Genomic DNA, 15,451 nt, shown 5'->3' with positions numbered 1-15,451 from the left:
GCACACCGAAGGCCCCCGCCCGAACTCAAGGTTCCGGCGGGGGCCTTCGGCACGTACGGGCTCAGCGCAGGTGCACGGACCGGCTCAGCCCAGGTGGGTGCGCACGGCCTCGGCCAGCCGCTGCGCGACCGCCTCGGCCTGGGCCGCGTCGGCGGCCTCGACCATCACCCGGACCAGCGGCTCGGTGCCCGACGGGCGCAGCAGCACCCGGCCGGTGGCGCCCAGCTCGGCCTCGGCGCCGGCGACCGCGGCGGCCAGCTCGGTGCTGGTCCTCACCCGGCTCTTGTCGACGCCCTTGACGTTGATCAGCACCTGCGGCAGCCGGGTCATCACGGCGGCGAGGTCGGCGAGCGGCTGCTTGGTGGCGGCCAGCCGGGCGCCCAGCATCAGGCCGGTCAGGGTGCCGTCGCCGGTGGTGGCGTGGTCCAGCAGGATGACGTGGCCGGACTGCTCGCCGCCCAGCGCGAAGCCGTGCTCCTTCATGGCTTCCAGCACGTAGCGGTCGCCGACGGCGGTCTCGACCAGGTCGATCCCCTCGCGCTCCATCGCCAGCTTGAAGCCGAGGTTGGACATCACGGTGGCCACCGCGGTGTTGCCGCGCAGGGTGCCGGCCTCCTTCATGGCGACCGCGAGGATGGCGATGATCTGGTCGCCGTCCACCTCGTTGCCGTCGGCGTCGGCGGCCAGGCAGCGGTCGGCGTCGCCGTCCAGGGCGATGCCGAAGTCGGCCTTGTGCTCCTTCATCGCGGTGCGCAGCCGGTCCAGGTGGGTGGAGCCGACGCCGTCGTTGATGTTGAGGCCGGTGGGCTCGGCCCCCAGGGTGTGGACGACCTCGGCGCCGGCCCGGGCGAAGGCCTCGGGGGCGACGTAGGCGGCCGCGCCGTGGGCGCCGTCGATGACGACCTTGACGCCGTCCAGGCGGTTGGGCAGCACGCCGATCAGGTGGGCGACGTACTTGTCGAAGCCCTCGGTGTACTCGCGGACGCGACCGACGGCGGCACCGGTCGGACGGTTCCAGTCCTCCTCGCCGAGCGTGTGCTTGCGGTAGTGGGCCTCGATCGCGTCCTCGATCCGGTCGTCCAGCTTGTGGCCGCCGCGGGCGAGGAACTTGATGCCGTTGTCCGGCATGGCGTTGTGGCTGGCGGACAGCATCACGCCGAAGTCGGCGCCGAGCGCGCCGGTGAGGTACGCCACGGCGGGGGTGGGCAGGACGCCGACCCGGAGCACGTCGACGCCGGCGCTGGCCAGACCGGCGATGACGGCGGCCTCCAGGAACTCGCCCGAGGCACGCGGGTCACGGCCGACCACCGCGACCGGCCGGTGGCCGTCGAAGGCGCCGGCCTCGCCGAGCACGTGCGCCGCAGCGACCGACAGCCCGAGCGCGAGCTCCGCCGTCAGGCCCTGGTTGGCCACCCCGCGTACGCCGTCCGTACCGAAGAGTCGTCCCACTGTCCCGTCCTCCATCACCACTGCTCGGAACCCACCGATGATCCCGGCCGCCGCACAGTAGCCGGGGAACACGTCGCCCCGGAGTACACGGGGTACTCCGGGGCGACGGTTTCGCGCATCCAGGGGGTGCGCCGCCAGGGCGGACCGCACCCCCGGGGACGCGATTAGCGCTTGCTGTACTGCGGCGCCTTGCGGGCCTTCTTGAGACCGGCCTTCTTGCGCTCGACGGCGCGGGCGTCACGGGTCAGGAAGCCGGCCTTCTTCAGCGCGCCGCGGTTGTTGTCCACGTCGGCCTCGTTCAGGGCACGGGCCACGCCGAGGCGCAGCGCGTAGGCCTGGCCGGAGACGCCGCCACCGGTGATGCGGGCGATGACGTCGTAACGGCCGTCCAGCTCCAGGAGCTTGAAGGGCTCGTTCACGGTCTGCTGGTGCACCTTGTTGGGGAAGTAGCCCTCAAGGGTGCGACCGTTGATCTTCCACACGCCCGTGCCGGGGACGATGCGCACGCGGGCGATCGCCTCCTTGCGACGGCCGAGGCCGGCGCCGGGGACGGCCTCGCCGAAGCGGCCGGCCAGGGACTCGGAGGTGTAGCTCTCCTCGGAGGTGTACTCGCCCTCGACGACGTTCTCGTCGAAGTCGACCTCAAGGGTTTCAGTGGTCTCGGCCACGGTGTTCCTCAGCTCTTTTCAGTGTTGGGGGGCTTGGTGGCCGAATTACTGCGCGACCTGGGTGATCTCGAACGGCACCGGCTGCTGGGCAGCGTGCGGGTGCTGGTCGCCCGAGTAGACCTTCAGCTTCGAGAGCATCTGACGGCCCAGGCTGTTCTTGGGGATCATGCCCTTGATGGCCTTCTCGACGGCCTTCTCCGGGTTGTTCGCCAGCAGGTCGTCGTAGCGCACCGACCGCAGACCGCCCGGGAAGCCCGAGTGGCGGTAGGCCAGCTTCTGGGTCTTCTTGTTACCGGACAGGTGCACCTTGTCGGCGTTGATGATGATGACGAAGTCACCAGTGTCAACGTGCGGCGCGTAGATCGCCTTGTGCTTGCCCCGGAGGAGGTTGGCGGCCTGGGAGGCCAGGCGGCCGAGCACGACGTCGGTCGCGTCGATGACGTGCCACTGACGCTGGACGTCGCCGGGCTTGGGGCTGTACGTACGCACGGTCGTAGCCTTCGCTTTTCAGTGAGTGAGTCCTGACAGGAGCACCCGGACGGAAGAGCAGCCTGATCACCCTTGGACGCAATTCAAGGGGGACCGCTGGTCGTCGACCTGATGTCTCCGGCGTACCGACCTCTCACGTGAGATAGAGCGAGCCAATACGCACATCAAGCGTCCAGGTTACCGGCCCGGCCCGAAGGGGTCAAAAATCGCCGTGGACCCCCCGGGCCGTCACTCAGCGTTCGCGGTCCACCCGGGTGACGTCCCACACCGGCTCCGCCGACTCGTACACCCGGCCGTCGGCACCGAACACCAGGAAGCGGTCGAAGGTCCTGGCGAACCAGCGGTCGTGGGTGACGCACAGCACGGTGCCCTCGAAGGCCTCCAGCCCGGCCTGCAGCGCCTCGGCGCTCTCCAGGTCCAGGTTGTCGGTCGGCTCGTCGAGCAACAGGGCCGTCACACCGGAGAGTTCGAGCTTGAGGATCATCAGCCGGGCCTGCTGCCCGCCGGACAGCGACTCGAACTTCTGCTCCTCCTGGCGGTCCAGCTCGTACCGGCGCAGTGCGCCCATCGCGGCGCCGCGACTGAGCGCGTGCTCCTCCTCGACGATCGAGCGGACGGTACGGCCGAACAGCTCGGGGTGCGCGTGGGTCTGCCGGAAGTGGCCGGGGACGACCCTGGCGCCGAGCTTCCAGTTCCCGGTGTGCGCCACGGTCTCGTCGCCGGCCAGCAGCCGCAGCAGATGCGACTTTCCGGCGCCGTTGGCGCCCAGCACCGCGACCCGCTCGCCGTAGAAGACCTCCAGGTCGAAGGGCTGCATCAGGCCGGTGAGCTCCAGCTGCTCCAGGGTGAAGGAGCGCACGCCGGTGCGCCCGCCCTTGAGCCGCATGGTGATGTTCTGCTCGCGCGGGGGCTCCTCCGGGCGGCCGGCCTCCTCGAACTTCTTCAGCCGGGTCTGGGCGGCGGCGTAGCGGGTGGCGAGCGCGTGGCTGACGGAGGCGGCCTGGCGCAGCGTGACGACCAGCTTCTTGAGCTTGGCGTGCTCCTCGTCCCAGCGCCGGCCCAGCTCCTCGAAGCGGGCGAAGCGGTCCTTGCGGGCCTCGTGGAAGGAGTCGAAGCCGCCGCCGTGCACCCAGACGCTGCTGCCGGCCGCGCCGGACTCGACCGAGATGATCTTGTCGGCGGTCTTCGAGAGCAGTTCGCGGTCGTGCGAGATGTACAGCACGGTCTTCGAGGTGGCCTTGATGGCCTCCTCCAGCCAGCGCTTCGCCGGGACGTCCAGGTAGTTGTCCGGCTCGTCCAGCAGCAGCACCTCCTCGGGGCCGCGCAGCAGCGCCTCCAGCACGAGCCGCTTCTGCTCGCCGCCGGAGAGCGTGTTCAGGCCGCGCCACTGGGCCTTGTCGAAGGGCATGCCGAGGGCCGCCATGGTGCAGACGTCCCAGTCGGTCTCGTAGTCGTAGCCGCCGACGTCGGCCCAGTCGGAGAGCGCCTGGGCGTACGCCATCTGCGTCTTCTCGTCGTCCTGGGCGATCATCGCCAGCTCGGCGGCGTCCACCGCGCGGGCCGCCGTGGCGATCCGCGCGGGGGCGACGGAGACGAGCAGGTCCCGTACGGAGGCGTCGGCGGGCAGCGCGCCCGGCGTGTCCCGCTGGTCCTCGCGGCCGGTGGTGCCGACGAACTGGCGCATCACACCGAGACCGCCGCTGATCGTCACCGAGCCGCCGTGCGGCTGGATGTCCCCCGCGATCATCCGCAGCAGGGTGGTCTTGCCGGCGCCGTTCGCGCCGACCAGGGCGACGGCAGCGCCCTCGCCGACCCGGAAGGACGCGTCGTCGAACAGCACCCGCCCGTCCGGCAGGTAGTACTCAAGGTGCGAAATCTCGACGTGTCCCATGCGGACGATTGTCCCAAGCGGACGCGCCCGGCCAAAACGGATTACCCGACGACCGCCCTGCGCGAGGAAACACGCGGCGGGATGCGCGGCGAAACAGGCGGTGGAACGAGCGGCGCCTACACGCCGGCGACGGGCGGCTGCCCCGGCAGGGTGCGCATCCGCCGCGCCTGGCGGTTGCGCTCGGCCAGCTGGTCGTCCGGCGGGTAGCCGACCTCCTCCAGCGTGAGCCCGTACGGCCGGATCACGTTGACCGCGGAGTTGCGCACTCCGCCGGCCAACACCTCGCCGGGGAACTCCACCGGCCGGTGCCCGTCGCCGACCAGCAGCATCGCGCCGACCAGCGCTCGGACCATGTTGTGGCAGAAGGCGTCGGCCCGGACGGTGGCGACCGCGAGCGAGCCCTCCTGGGCGGCGTAGGAGTCCACCGGGACGCGGTCCCAGTGCAGCTCCAGCAGGGTGCGGATGGTGGTGGCGCCCTCGCGCTTCTTGCAGTACGCGGCGAAGTCGTGCTCGCCGAGCAGCAGCTTCGCGGCGGCGTTCATCCGGTCGACGTCCAGCGGGCGGTCGTGCCAGAGCACGTGGCCGCGCAGCAGCGGGTCCACCCCGCCCGGATGGTCGGCGACCCGGTAGGCGTACCGGCGCCAGATCGCCGAGAAGCGGGCGTCGAACCCGGCCGGTGCCTCGCCGACCCGGTAGATCCGGACGTCCCCGGGCAGCCGGCCGGCCAGTCGGCGCAGCAGCTTCTCCCGGTGCGCCTCCCACAGCTCGGCCGGCAGGTCGACGTGCGCGACCTGTCCGCGGGCGTGCACCCCGGCGTCGGTGCGGCCGGCCACGGTCAGCGGGAACAGCTCCGGACTGCGGGTGACGACCTGCAGCGCGGTCTCGATCTCCTCCTGGACCGTCCGGCGGCCGCCCTTCTGGCGGGCCCAGCCGGAGAACTCGGCGCCCTGGTAGGCGAGGTCGAGCCGGACCCGGACGTACCCGTCGGCCGGGCCGTCCTTCACCGGCGGCTGCTCGGCGCAATCGTTGACCACTGCTTCTCTTCTCCCGGGGGTCCTCGAAGACAAGGAACGGGCCCGCTCCCCCATCGCTGGGAGAGCGGGCCCGCGGAACACCTAGAGGTGTCAGGCCTGCTCGGCGGCCTCGGCCTCGTCGGCCTTGGTCTCGACAGCAGCGGCCTCGTCGGCCTCCTTGACGGCACGCTTGGTGGCGGCCTCGGCCTCGCCGACGGCGGTCTGCGCGACGGTCAGCGCCTCGACCAGCTCGATCACGGCCATCGGGGCGTTGTCGCCACGACGGGGACCGATCTTGGTGATGCGGGTGTAGCCACCCGGGCGGTTCTCGTAGCGCGGCGCGATCTCGGTGAAGAGGGTGTGCAGCACCGACACGTCGGTGATGGTCTTGCGCACCAGGCGACGGTTGTGGATGTCGCCCTTCTTCGCCTTGGTGATCAGCTTCTCCGCCAGCGGGCGCATCCGACGGGCCTTGGCCTCGGTCGTGGTGATGCGGCCGTACTGGAACAGCTCCCGGCACAGACCGGCGAGCAGCAGCGGCTCGTGGTGCGGGCCGCCGCCGAGGCGGGCACCCTTGGTGGGACGCGGCATGGATTACTCCTCGAATCTCCGACTACGGCCGTATCAGGTACCGCAGCGGGCGTACGGGCACTGTGCCCGCACGACTTTCACGACAGCGGAGGCGGTTCCGGAGAACCGCCCCCGCGGTCAAGTCTCTCAGTACTGCTCGGTCTCGGCGTAACCCGCGTCGTCCAGGTCGTCGGCGCCGAAGGCGTCGGCGGCCGCGGTCGGGTCGAACCCGGGCGGGCTGTCCTTGAGGGCCAGGCCCATGCCGGCCAGCTTCGCCTTGACCTCGTCGATCGACTTCGCACCGAAGTTGCGGATGTCGAGCAGGTCGGCCTCGGAGCGGGCGACGAGCTCACCCACGGTGTGGATGCCCTCGCGCTTGAGGCAGTTGTAGGAGCGGACCGTGAGCTCCAGCTCCTCGATCGGCAGCGCCAGGTCGGCGGCCAGGGCGGCGTCCGTCGGGGACGGGCCCATGTCGATGCCCTCGGCGTCGATGTTCAGCTCGCGGGCGAGGCCGAACAGCTCCACCAGGGTCTTGCCGGCCGAGGCCATGGCGTCGCGCGGACGCATGGCGGGCTTGGTCTCGACGTCGACGATCAGCTTGTCGAAGTCGGTCCGCTGCTCGACACGGGTGGCCTCGACCTTGTAGGTGACCTTCAGCACGGGGCTGTAGATCGAGTCGACCGGGATGCGGCCGATCTCCTGGCCGGAGGCCTTGTTCTGGACGGCGGAGACGTAGCCGCGACCGCGCTCGACGGTCAGCTCCATCTCCAGCTTGCCCTTGCCGTTCAGGGTGGCCAGGACCAGCTCGGGGTTGTGCACCTCGACACCCGCCGGCGGGGCGATGTCGGCGGCGGTGACGACACCCGGGCCCTGCTTGCGCAGGTACATCACGACCGGCTCGTCGTGCTCCGAGGAGACGACCAGCTGCTTGATGTTGAGGATGAGGTCGGTCACGTCCTCCTTGACGCCCGGCACGGTGGTGAACTCGTGCAGGACGCCGTCGATGCGGATGCTGGTGACAGCGGCACCCGGGATCGAGGACAGCAGCGTGCGGCGCAGGGAGTTGCCGAGGGTGTAGCCGAAGCCCGGCTCCAGCGGCTCGATCACGAACCGCGAGCGGAACTCGTCGACGACCTCTTCGGTCAGCGAGGGACGCTGAGCGATAAGCATGGGGGTGTTCCTCCAGTTGTCTTCGGCACCCACTATTTGATGCCGACAGGACCAAGCGTACGGGGTCCCGCAAACAGTGACCGAATCAACTGCGCAGGACCCCGTACGTGGTTTAAAGCAGAACCCAGCGTGCCCGAAGGCGCTGCGTCAGACGCGGCGGCGCTTCGGCGGACGGCAGCCGTTGTGCGGGGTGGGGGTGACGTCCTGGATCGAGCCGACCTCCAGGCCGGTGGCCTGGAGCGAACGGATCGCGGTCTCGCGGCCGGAGCCCGGACCCTTCACGAAGACGTCGACCTTGCGCATGCCGTGCTCCTGCGCGCGACGGGCAGCGGCCTCGGCGGCCATCTGCGCGGCGAACGGGGTGGACTTGCGCGAGCCCTTGAAGCCGACGTGGCCGGCGGAGGCCCAGGAGATCACGTTGCCCGAGGGGTCGGTGATCGAAACGATGGTGTTGTTGAACGTGCTCTTGATGTGCGCGTGGCCGTGAGCGACGTTCTTCTTTTCCTTGCGGCGGATCTTCTTCGCGCCGGCAGCCTGACGACCCTTGGGGGGCATAAGTCTGTTCTCCTACTGAGGTGGTCGGTCCGCTGACCCGCGGGCCGGAGGGATGTCCGGTTACGGGACGGACTACTTCTTGCCCGGCTTCTTCTTGCCGGCGATCGCGCGACGCGGGCCCTTGCGGGTACGCGCGTTGGTGTGGGTGCGCTGGCCGCGGACCGGCAGGCCACGGCGGTGACGCAGACCCTCGTAGCAGCCGATCTCGACCTTGCGGCGGATGTCGGCGGCCACCTCACGGCGGAGGTCACCCTCGACCGTGTAGTTGGCGTCGATGTACTGGCTCAGCTTGACCAGGTCTTCCTCGGAGATGTCGCGAACGCGGACATCCGGGTTGACGCCGGTCTCGGCGAGGGTCTGCTGGGCGCGGGTACGGCCGATGCCGTACACGTAGGTGAGGGCGATCTCGATCCGCTTCTCACGGGGGAGATCAACGCCGGCGAGGCGTGCCATTCAAGGCTCCTGTGTTTCTTCAGAGGTCTTGCGTGCTACCTACTCCGACACCTCACGGTGAGGGAGCCCCGGCCTCTGACCGGGGGCGGCAGTCCGTCCGGGACGGATCGGGTAGCCCGCTCATGACGTTTTCGCGTCGCGCGAAGTACTACGAGAAATGCTGGGGAGAGATCAGCCCTGGCGCTGCTTGTGGCGCAGGTTGTCGCAGATCACCATGACCCGGCCGTGACGGCGGATCACCTTGCACTTGTCGCAGATCTTCTTGACGCTCGGCTTGACCTTCATGTTTCAGGTTCTCCGGGTCTAGATCTGACGTTCTTACTTGTAGCGGTAGACGATCCGGCCGCGCGTGAGGTCGTAGGGGCTGAGCTCCACGACAACCCGGTCGTCCGGCAGGATGCGGATGTAGTGCATGCGCATCTTGCCACTGATGTGCGCGAGGACCTTGTGACCGTTCTGCAGCTCGACCTTGAACATCGCGTTCGGAAGAGACTCGATCACGGTGCCCTCGATCTCAATGGCGCCTTGCTTCTTAGCCATGAACTGCGAGATCCACCTTCCGGGACCGGCTACCGTATGCGGAACGCTCGTGCGAACCTGGGTTCACCCCGTCCACAGAGGGAAGAGGGCGTGCTGAAGCACGCTACGAGTGAGCCGACGGTCCATCCTACGCCAGCGCGAGGGATGCGCCAAAACCGGGGTTGGGTCGGGTCGGAACGGGTCAGCGCGGGGACATGACCCGGAGCGGCTCGACGTGCGAGGTGCAGGCCGAGCAGCGGCGCGCCTCCTCCGGGATCTCGGTCAGGCACTCGGGGCAGGGGCGCTTCGGGGCCTTCGGCTTCTTGGGCAGGTACCGCGCGGTGGCCTTGGTCACCGGCAGGACGACGCAGAAGTAGAGCACCGCGGCCGTCATCACGAAGGCGATCAGCACGTTGAGGAACTGCCCGTACGGGAACGTGACACCCGCCACCGTCGCCTTGTACGAGCTGAAGTCGCCGGCCGCGCCGACCACCACGCCGACGAGCGGGGTGAGGAAGGCGGACACGAAGCCCGTCACCACGCCGGTGAAGGCGGCGCCGATCACCACACCGACCGCCATGTCGACGACGTTGCCGCGCATCATGAAGTCGCGGAATCCCTTGAGCACGTGCTGTCTCCTGCTCGCTCGTAAGCCGTTGCGGACCACTGCCAGCCGATAAAAATAGGACAAAAGCCCTGGAGGTCCAAACCTCCAGGGCTTCTGACGCGGCGTCAGGACTACGCGAGCGGGTCCGGAGCTGCGGTGATGCCCAGCTTCGCCAGTTCGGCCTTGCCGCCGTCGAAGGCGGTCAGCACCAGCGGGCCCTGCTCGGTGACGGCCACCGAGTGCTCCCAGTGCGAAGCCCAGGTGCCGTCGTTGGTGACGACCGTCCAGTCGTCCTCCAGCACGGTGGTGTGCGGGGTGCCCAGCGAGACCATCGGCTCGATCGCCAGCACGGTGCCGGGGACGAGCTTCGGCCCCTTGCCGCGGCCGCGCTCCACGTAGTTCAGCACGTGCGGCTCCATGTGCATCGCGGTGCCGATGCCGTGGCCGCCGTAGCCCTCGGTGATGCCCCACTTGCCCTTCGGGGGCAGCGGCTGGCGCCGAATGAAGCCCTCGATCGCCTTGGAGACGTCGACCAGGCGGTTGTTCTTCTTCATCTGGGCGATGCCGGCCCACATCGAGCCCTCGGTCACCCGGCTCAGCATCTCGACCTCGGGGCGGACCTCGCCGACCGCCACGGTGATCGCCGCGTCGCCGTGCCAGCCGTCCAGGATGGCGCCGCAGTCGATCGAGATGATGTCGCCCTCCTGCAGCACCCGGTCGCCCGGGATGCCGTGCACGACCTCGTTGTTCACCGAGGCGCAGATCACACCCGGGAACCACAGGCCGCCGTGGTGGGCGCGGAAGTTCGAGGTGGCGCCGTGCTCGGTGATGACCTTGTCCGCGACGTCGTTGAGCTCCTGGGTGGTCACCCCCGGAGCGACCGCCTCGCGGCAGGCCTTGAGGGCCTCGGCGACGACCAGCCCGGCCGCTCGCATCTTCGCGATCTGCTCGGGGGTCTTGATCTCCACCATCTGGTCACGCCTTCCAAGTCCGGATTACCACTGCCTACCACCGTACGACGCCGAAACGGCCGGGCCACCCGCTGGGCGGGCGACCCGGCCGTACCGTCGTACGTTCGCCGAGAGACTCAGCTGTCCTGCTTCAGCGCCTCGATCGCGCGGGAGGTGACCTCTTCCACCTTGCCGAGGGCCGGGATGGTCACCAGGAGCCCCTGCTCCTTGTAGTAGCCGATGATCGGCTCGGTCTCCGTGTGGTAGACCTCCAGGCGGGTGCGCACCGCGTCCTCGGTGTCGTCCGAGCGCTGGTAGAGCTCTCCGCCGCACTCGTCGCAGACGCCCTCGACCTTCGGCGGGTTGTACGCGACGTGGAACACGTGGCTGCCGTTGTTGCGGCACAGGCGACGGCCCGCGATCCGCTTCACGACCTCGTCCTCGGGGACCTCCAGGTCCAGGACGCCGTCCAGCTTGATGCCCTGCTCGGCGAGGAAGACGTCCAGCGCCTCGGCCTGGCCGAGGTTGCGCGGGAAGCCGTCGAGCAGGAAGCCGTCGGCGGCGTCCTCCTGGAGCATGCGGTCCTTGGCCATCCCGATGGTGACCTCGTCCGGCACCAGCCGGCCCGCGTCCATGTAGCCCTTGGCCTCGAGCCCCAGCGGGGTGCCCTGGCCGATGTTGGCACGGAAGAGGTCGCCGGTGGAGATGTGGGGGATGGACAGGGTCTTGGCGAGCAGGTGCGCCTGTGTACCCTTCCCGGCCCCGGGAGGTCCGACGAGGACGATACGCATCAGCGGAGGAACCCTTCGTAATTGCGCTGCTGGAGCTGGCTCTCGATCTGCTTCACAGTTTCGAGTCCGACGCCGACGACGATGAGGACGCTGGTGCCGCCGAACGGGAAGTTGGTCTGCTGTCCGAAGGCGACCAGGGCGATCATCGGGATCAACGCGATCAGGCCCAGGTAAAGCGAACCCGGCCACGTGATCCGGGTCAGCACGTAGTTCAGGTACTCGGCCGTCGGGCGGCCGGCCCGGATGCCCGGGATGAAGCCACCATACTTCTTCATATTGTCGGCAACTTCTTCGGGGTTGAAGGAGATGGCCACGTAGAAGAAGGCGAAGAAGACGATCAGCAGGAAGTAGGTGGCCATGTAGATCGGGTGGTCACCCTTGACGAAGTTCGTCCGGATCCAGGTGGCCCAGCCCGCCTGGCTGTTGGTCAGCTGGACCACCAGGGCCGGGATGTACAGCAGCGACGAAGCGAAGATGACCGGGATGACACCGGCCTGGTTCACCTTGAGCGGGATGTAGGTCGAGGTGCCGCCGAACGCCCGGCGGCCGATCATCCGCTTCGCGTACTGGACCGGGATCCGGCGCTGGGCCTGCTCCACGAAGATGACCAGCATCACGACGATGACGCCGACCGCGACCACGGAAAGGAACTCGACCCAGCCGCCGCCGATGGTGCCGGAGGTCTTGATCGCCCACATCGAGGACGGGAACTGCGCCGCGATCGAGGTGAAGATCAGCAGCGACATGCCGTTGCCGATGCCGCGGTCGGTGATGAGCTCACCCAGCCACATGATGACCGTCGTGCCGGCGGTCATCGTGAGGACCATGACGGCGATCCGGAACACGCTGGTGTCCGGGACGATCTGGTTGGCCAGCGGGCAGCCGGAGAACAGCGCACCGCTGGAGGCCGTCGCCACGATGCCGGTGCCCTGGAGCACGGCGAGCGCGATGGTCAGGTAACGGGTGTACTGGGTGATCTTGGCCTGGCCGGCCTGCCCCTCCTTCTTCAGCATCTCCAGTCGCGGGATCACGACGGTGAGGAGCTGGAGGATGATGCTCGCCGTGATGTACGGCATGATGCCGAGGGCGAAGATCGTCAGCTGGAGAAGCGCGCCGCCGCTGAACAGGTTGACGAGCCCGAAGAGGCCACTGTTCTTGGTCTCCTTCACGCACTCGTTCACGGCCGTGAAGCTCACGCCCGGCATCGGAATGTGCGAGCCCAGGCGGAACAGCACCATGATGCCCAGCGTGAACAGCAGCTTCTTGCGCAGGTCGGGCGTCTGGAACGCCCGCGCGAACGCACTGAGCACGGTGCCTCCTGCGCCTCCCGCGCGTCGTCGGCGGGAGGGTCGGTCCTGAATGGGGAGTTTGCGGTTCGGGCTCCCGTACAGACGGCACAGGCGAGCCTACGCGCAGCCTACAAGGGAACTCCACGGACTCTAACAGTGCGCAGCCACTCGGAAGAAGCGCGCACCGTCCCTCCCCCACTCACGGGGTACGGGATGCCCGGGTTTGCCACACAAAAGAACGAGGGCCCCGCCGCGGGAAAAGGACGGGAAAAGGCGTGAGCCCCGCACCTCCCGAAGGAGGTGCGGGGCTCACGGCTGAATCAGCGGGCTCAGACGAGCTCGGTGACCGTACCGCCGGCGGCGGTGATCTTCTCGGCGGCGGAGCCGGAGACGGCGTCGACCGTCACCTGCAGCGCGACCGAGATCTCGCCGGTGCCGAGCACCTTGACGAGGGAGTTCTTGCGAACCGCGCCCTTCGCGACCAGGTCCTCGACCGTGACCTCGCCACCCTGCGGGTAGAGCTCGGCCAGCTTGTCGAGGTTGACGACCTGGAACGTGATCTTGAACGGGTTCTTGAAGCCCTTCAGCTTCGGCAGGCGCATGTGGAGCGGCATCTGGCCACCCTCGAAGCGCTGCGGAACCTGGTAGCGGGCCTTGGTGCCCTTGGTACCACGACCGGCGGTCTTACCCTTGGAACCCTCACCACGACCCACACGGATCTTGTCGGTCTTGGCACCCGGGGCGGGACGCAGGTTGTGGATCTTGATCGGGTTGTCGCCCATGATCAGTCCACCTCCTCAACCGTCACCAGGTGACGGACCGTGTGGGCCATCCCGCGGATCTCGGGACGGTCCTCCTTCACCACGACGTCGTGCATGCGCTTGAGACCAAGCGAACGCAGGGTGTCACGGTGGTTCTGCTTGCTGCCGATGTACGACTTGGTCTGCGTGATCTTCAGGCGAGCCATCAGGCGCTCACCCCAGCAGCACGCGCCCGCAGCAGAGCAGCGGGGGCCACGTCCTCCAGCGGCAGACCACGACGGGCGGCGATCTCCTCGGGGCGCACGAGGCCCTTCAGAGCAGCCACGGTGGCGTGCACGATGTTGATCGCGTTGTCCGAGCCGAGCGACTTCGACAGGATGTCGTGAATGCCGGCGCACTCCAGGACGGCGCGCACCGGACCACCGGCGATAACACCGGTACCGGGGGCGGCGGGCTTCAGCAGCACGACGCCGGCGGCCTTCTCACCCTGGATCGGGTGCGGGATGGTGCCCTGGATACGGGGAACCTTGAAGAAGTTCTTCTTGGCCTCCTCAACACCCTTGGCGATGGCGGCCGGAACCTCCTTCGCCTTCCCGTAACCGACACCCACGGTGCCGTCACCGTCGCCCACCACGACCAGCGCGGTGAAGCTGAAACGACGACCACCCTTGACAACCTTGGCGACACGGTTGATCGCGACGACGCGCTCGACGTAAGCGGTCTTCTCGACGGCGGGGGCGTTGCCCCGGTCGTCACGCTTACGGTCGCGCCGCTCGCCACCGCCGGTGCCACCGCCGGCGCCGCTACCGCGGCGCTGGGGTCCAGCCATTGGAATTACCTCTCTCGTTTACGTCCGTCGACAGAGTCGACGAGCGGCTTAGAAGTCGAGCCCGGCCTCGCGAGCCGCGTCCGCCAGGGCGGCGATGCGGCCGGCGTACCGGTTGCCCGCGCGGTCGAAGACGACCGACTCGATGCCGGCGGCCTTGGCGCGCTCGGCGACCAGGCTCCCGACCTTCTTGGCCAGCTCGGTCTTGTCGCCCTCGGCGCCCTTGATGGACACGTCGAGGGTGGACGCCGACGCCAGGGTGTGACCCTTGGCGTCGTCGATGACCTGGGCGACCATGTGACGGTTCGAGCGCGTCACGACGAGGCGCGGACGCACCTCGGTGCCGACGACGCGCTTGCGAACGCGGATCGCGCGGCGCTTGCGAGCGGCGCTCTTGTAGGCGTTGCCCTTGCCGATCTTGACAGAGACGCTCATCGCTTACTTACCACTCTTTCCGACCTTGCGGCGGATGACCTCGCCCGCGTACTTGACGCCCTTGGCCTTGTACGGGTCGGGCTTGCGCAGCTTGCGGATCTTCGCGGCGACCTCGCCGACCTTCTGCTTGTCGATGCCGTCCACGTGGAACTTGGTGGCCGACTCGACGACGAAGGAGATGCCCTCGGGCGCCTCGACGAGGATCGGGTGGCTGTAGCCCAGCTGGAACTCCATGTCGGAGCCCTTCGCCAGAACTCGGTAGCCGACACCGCTGATCTCCAGCGACTTGCGGTAGCCCGCGGTCACGCCGGTGATCATGTTCGCCACCAGCGTGCGGGAAAGACCGTGCAGGGCCTTCGACAGACGCTCGTCGTTGGGGCGGGTGACGAGCAGCGTGCCGTCCTCGCCCTTACCGATCTCGATCGGCGCGGCGACGACGTGGGTGAGGGTGCCCTTCGGGCCCTTCACCGAGACCGCCTGGCCATCGATGGTGACGTCCACGCCAGCGGGGACCTGGATGGGCAGCCGTCCAATGCGCGACATTGCTGTACCTCCGTTTCCCGAATTACCAGACGTAGGCGAGAACTTCTCCGCCTACGCCCTTCTTGGCGGCCTGCTTGTCGGTGAGGAGACCCGAAGACGTGGAGATGATCGCCACGCCCAGGCCGCCGAGCACCTTCGGCAGGTTGGTGGACTTTGCGTAAACGCGCAGACCCGGCTTGCTGATGCGCTTGATGCCGGCGATGGAGCGCTCACGGTTGGGGCCGAACTTCAGCTCGATGGTCAGCTTCTTGCCAACCTCGCCCTCAACGGGCTCCTCAACCTTGTAGGAGGAGATGTACCCCTCCTGCTGCAGGATCTCGGCGACGTGCGCCTTGATCTTGCTAGCCGGCATCGCCACGGAGTCGTGGTACGCCGAGTTCGCGTTACGCAGACGCGTGAGCATGTCTGCGATGGGGTCGGTCATGGTCATGATGGCCTCAGGCCTCTCTCGCCGTGGTTTCTCCGCACCAGG

21 protein-coding genes are annotated in these 15,451 nt (G+C 68.4%); all 21 read right to left on the bottom strand.

All coding sequences use genetic code 11. From position 1 onward, the window contains the following. Positions 1-84 precede the first annotated feature (84 nt). Positions 85-1,449, bottom strand: coding sequence for a phosphoglucosamine mutase (gene glmM / locus CRP52_RS19065; RefSeq protein ID WP_097237500.1), 1,365 nt, complete (start codon positions 1,447-1,449; stop codon positions 85-87). A 164-nt stretch (positions 1,450-1,613) separates the two neighbouring features. Further along, positions 1,614-2,117: a 30S ribosomal protein S9 gene (rpsI, locus tag CRP52_RS19060; RefSeq protein ID WP_097237499.1), complete on the bottom strand. Its 504-nt coding sequence runs from the start codon at positions 2,115-2,117 to the stop codon at positions 1,614-1,616. Between the two features lie 45 nt (positions 2,118-2,162). Next, entirely contained in the window at positions 2,163-2,606 is a 444-nt protein-coding gene (gene rplM, locus CRP52_RS19055) for a 50S ribosomal protein L13 (RefSeq protein ID WP_030055846.1), read from the bottom strand. Between the two features lie 232 nt (positions 2,607-2,838). Then, positions 2,839-4,497, bottom strand: a complete 1,659-nt coding sequence (locus CRP52_RS19050) for an ABC-F family ATP-binding cassette domain-containing protein (RefSeq protein WP_097237498.1) — start codon at positions 4,495-4,497, stop codon at positions 2,839-2,841. Positions 4,498-4,613: 116 nt separating this feature from the next. After that, entirely contained in the window at positions 4,614-5,531 is a 918-nt protein-coding gene (gene truA / locus CRP52_RS19045; protein WP_257032626.1) for a tRNA pseudouridine(38-40) synthase TruA, read from the bottom strand. Between the two features lie 90 nt (positions 5,532-5,621). Then, complete coding sequence (gene rplQ, locus CRP52_RS19040) at positions 5,622-6,101, bottom strand: 50S ribosomal protein L17 (protein WP_097237496.1); 480 nt, start codon at positions 6,099-6,101, stop codon at positions 5,622-5,624. Between the two features lie 126 nt (positions 6,102-6,227). Continuing rightward, positions 6,228-7,250: a DNA-directed RNA polymerase subunit alpha gene (locus tag CRP52_RS19035; RefSeq protein ID WP_030055844.1), complete on the bottom strand. Its 1,023-nt coding sequence runs from the start codon at positions 7,248-7,250 to the stop codon at positions 6,228-6,230. 147 nt (positions 7,251-7,397) lie between these two features. Continuing rightward, the gene (rpsK, locus tag CRP52_RS19030; protein WP_014136257.1) at positions 7,398-7,805 is read right to left on the bottom strand and encodes a 30S ribosomal protein S11; all 408 of its coding nucleotides are present in this window, start codon (positions 7,803-7,805) and stop codon (positions 7,398-7,400) included. Positions 7,806-7,877: 72 nt separating this feature from the next. Beyond that, a complete protein-coding gene (gene rpsM / locus CRP52_RS19025) occupies positions 7,878-8,258 on the bottom strand; it encodes a 30S ribosomal protein S13 (RefSeq protein ID WP_097237495.1) in 381 nt (126 codons plus the stop codon). Between the two features lie 171 nt (positions 8,259-8,429). After that, on the bottom strand, positions 8,430-8,543 hold the full coding sequence (gene rpmJ / locus CRP52_RS19020) for a 50S ribosomal protein L36 (protein WP_003956441.1): 114 nt from the start codon (positions 8,541-8,543) through the stop codon (positions 8,430-8,432). A 33-nt stretch (positions 8,544-8,576) separates the two neighbouring features. Next, complete coding sequence (gene infA, locus CRP52_RS19015; RefSeq protein ID WP_003956442.1) at positions 8,577-8,798, bottom strand: translation initiation factor IF-1; 222 nt, start codon at positions 8,796-8,798, stop codon at positions 8,577-8,579. A 181-nt stretch (positions 8,799-8,979) separates the two neighbouring features. Then, positions 8,980-9,405, bottom strand: coding sequence for a large conductance mechanosensitive channel protein MscL (gene mscL, locus CRP52_RS19010; RefSeq protein ID WP_097237494.1), 426 nt, complete (start codon positions 9,403-9,405; stop codon positions 8,980-8,982). Positions 9,406-9,515: 110 nt separating this feature from the next. Further along, on the bottom strand, positions 9,516-10,355 hold the full coding sequence (map, locus tag CRP52_RS19005) for a type I methionyl aminopeptidase (RefSeq protein ID WP_097237493.1): 840 nt from the start codon (positions 10,353-10,355) through the stop codon (positions 9,516-9,518). A gap of 116 nt (positions 10,356-10,471) precedes the next feature. Next, the gene (locus CRP52_RS19000) at positions 10,472-11,125 is read right to left on the bottom strand and encodes an adenylate kinase (protein ID WP_097237492.1); all 654 of its coding nucleotides are present in this window, start codon (positions 11,123-11,125) and stop codon (positions 10,472-10,474) included. Further along, positions 11,125-12,435, bottom strand: coding sequence for a preprotein translocase subunit SecY (gene secY, locus CRP52_RS18995; protein ID WP_030055837.1), 1,311 nt, complete (start codon positions 12,433-12,435; stop codon positions 11,125-11,127). The genes CRP52_RS19000 and secY overlap by 1 nt, the downstream gene beginning before the upstream one ends. Positions 12,436-12,743: 308 nt before the next feature. After that, on the bottom strand, positions 12,744-13,196 hold the full coding sequence (gene rplO / locus CRP52_RS18990; protein WP_255752515.1) for a 50S ribosomal protein L15: 453 nt from the start codon (positions 13,194-13,196) through the stop codon (positions 12,744-12,746). Between the two features lie 2 nt (positions 13,197-13,198). Then, on the bottom strand, positions 13,199-13,381 hold the full coding sequence (rpmD, locus tag CRP52_RS18985; protein ID WP_030055835.1) for a 50S ribosomal protein L30: 183 nt from the start codon (positions 13,379-13,381) through the stop codon (positions 13,199-13,201). Beyond that, positions 13,381-14,004 (bottom strand): 30S ribosomal protein S5, encoded by a 624-nt coding sequence (gene rpsE, locus CRP52_RS18980; RefSeq protein ID WP_030055834.1) that lies wholly within the window; start codon positions 14,002-14,004, stop codon positions 13,381-13,383. The genes rpmD and rpsE overlap by 1 nt, the downstream gene beginning before the upstream one ends. A gap of 48 nt (positions 14,005-14,052) precedes the next feature. Further along, on the bottom strand, positions 14,053-14,436 hold the full coding sequence (gene rplR, locus CRP52_RS18975) for a 50S ribosomal protein L18 (protein WP_030280785.1): 384 nt from the start codon (positions 14,434-14,436) through the stop codon (positions 14,053-14,055). Between the two features lie 3 nt (positions 14,437-14,439). Next, positions 14,440-14,979: a 50S ribosomal protein L6 gene (gene rplF / locus CRP52_RS18970; RefSeq protein WP_097237490.1), complete on the bottom strand. Its 540-nt coding sequence runs from the start codon at positions 14,977-14,979 to the stop codon at positions 14,440-14,442. A 22-nt stretch (positions 14,980-15,001) separates the two neighbouring features. Then, a complete protein-coding gene (rpsH, locus tag CRP52_RS18965; RefSeq protein ID WP_030055831.1) occupies positions 15,002-15,409 on the bottom strand; it encodes a 30S ribosomal protein S8 in 408 nt (135 codons plus the stop codon). Positions 15,410-15,451: the final 42 nt, after the last annotated feature.

It is taken from the genome of Streptomyces sp. 1331.2 (assembly GCF_900199205.1).
GTDB lineage: Bacteria > Actinomycetota > Actinomycetes > Streptomycetales > Streptomycetaceae > Kitasatospora.
Note: the sequence above shows the minus strand (reverse complement) of the source record. Positions and strands in the feature narration are given on the sequence as shown.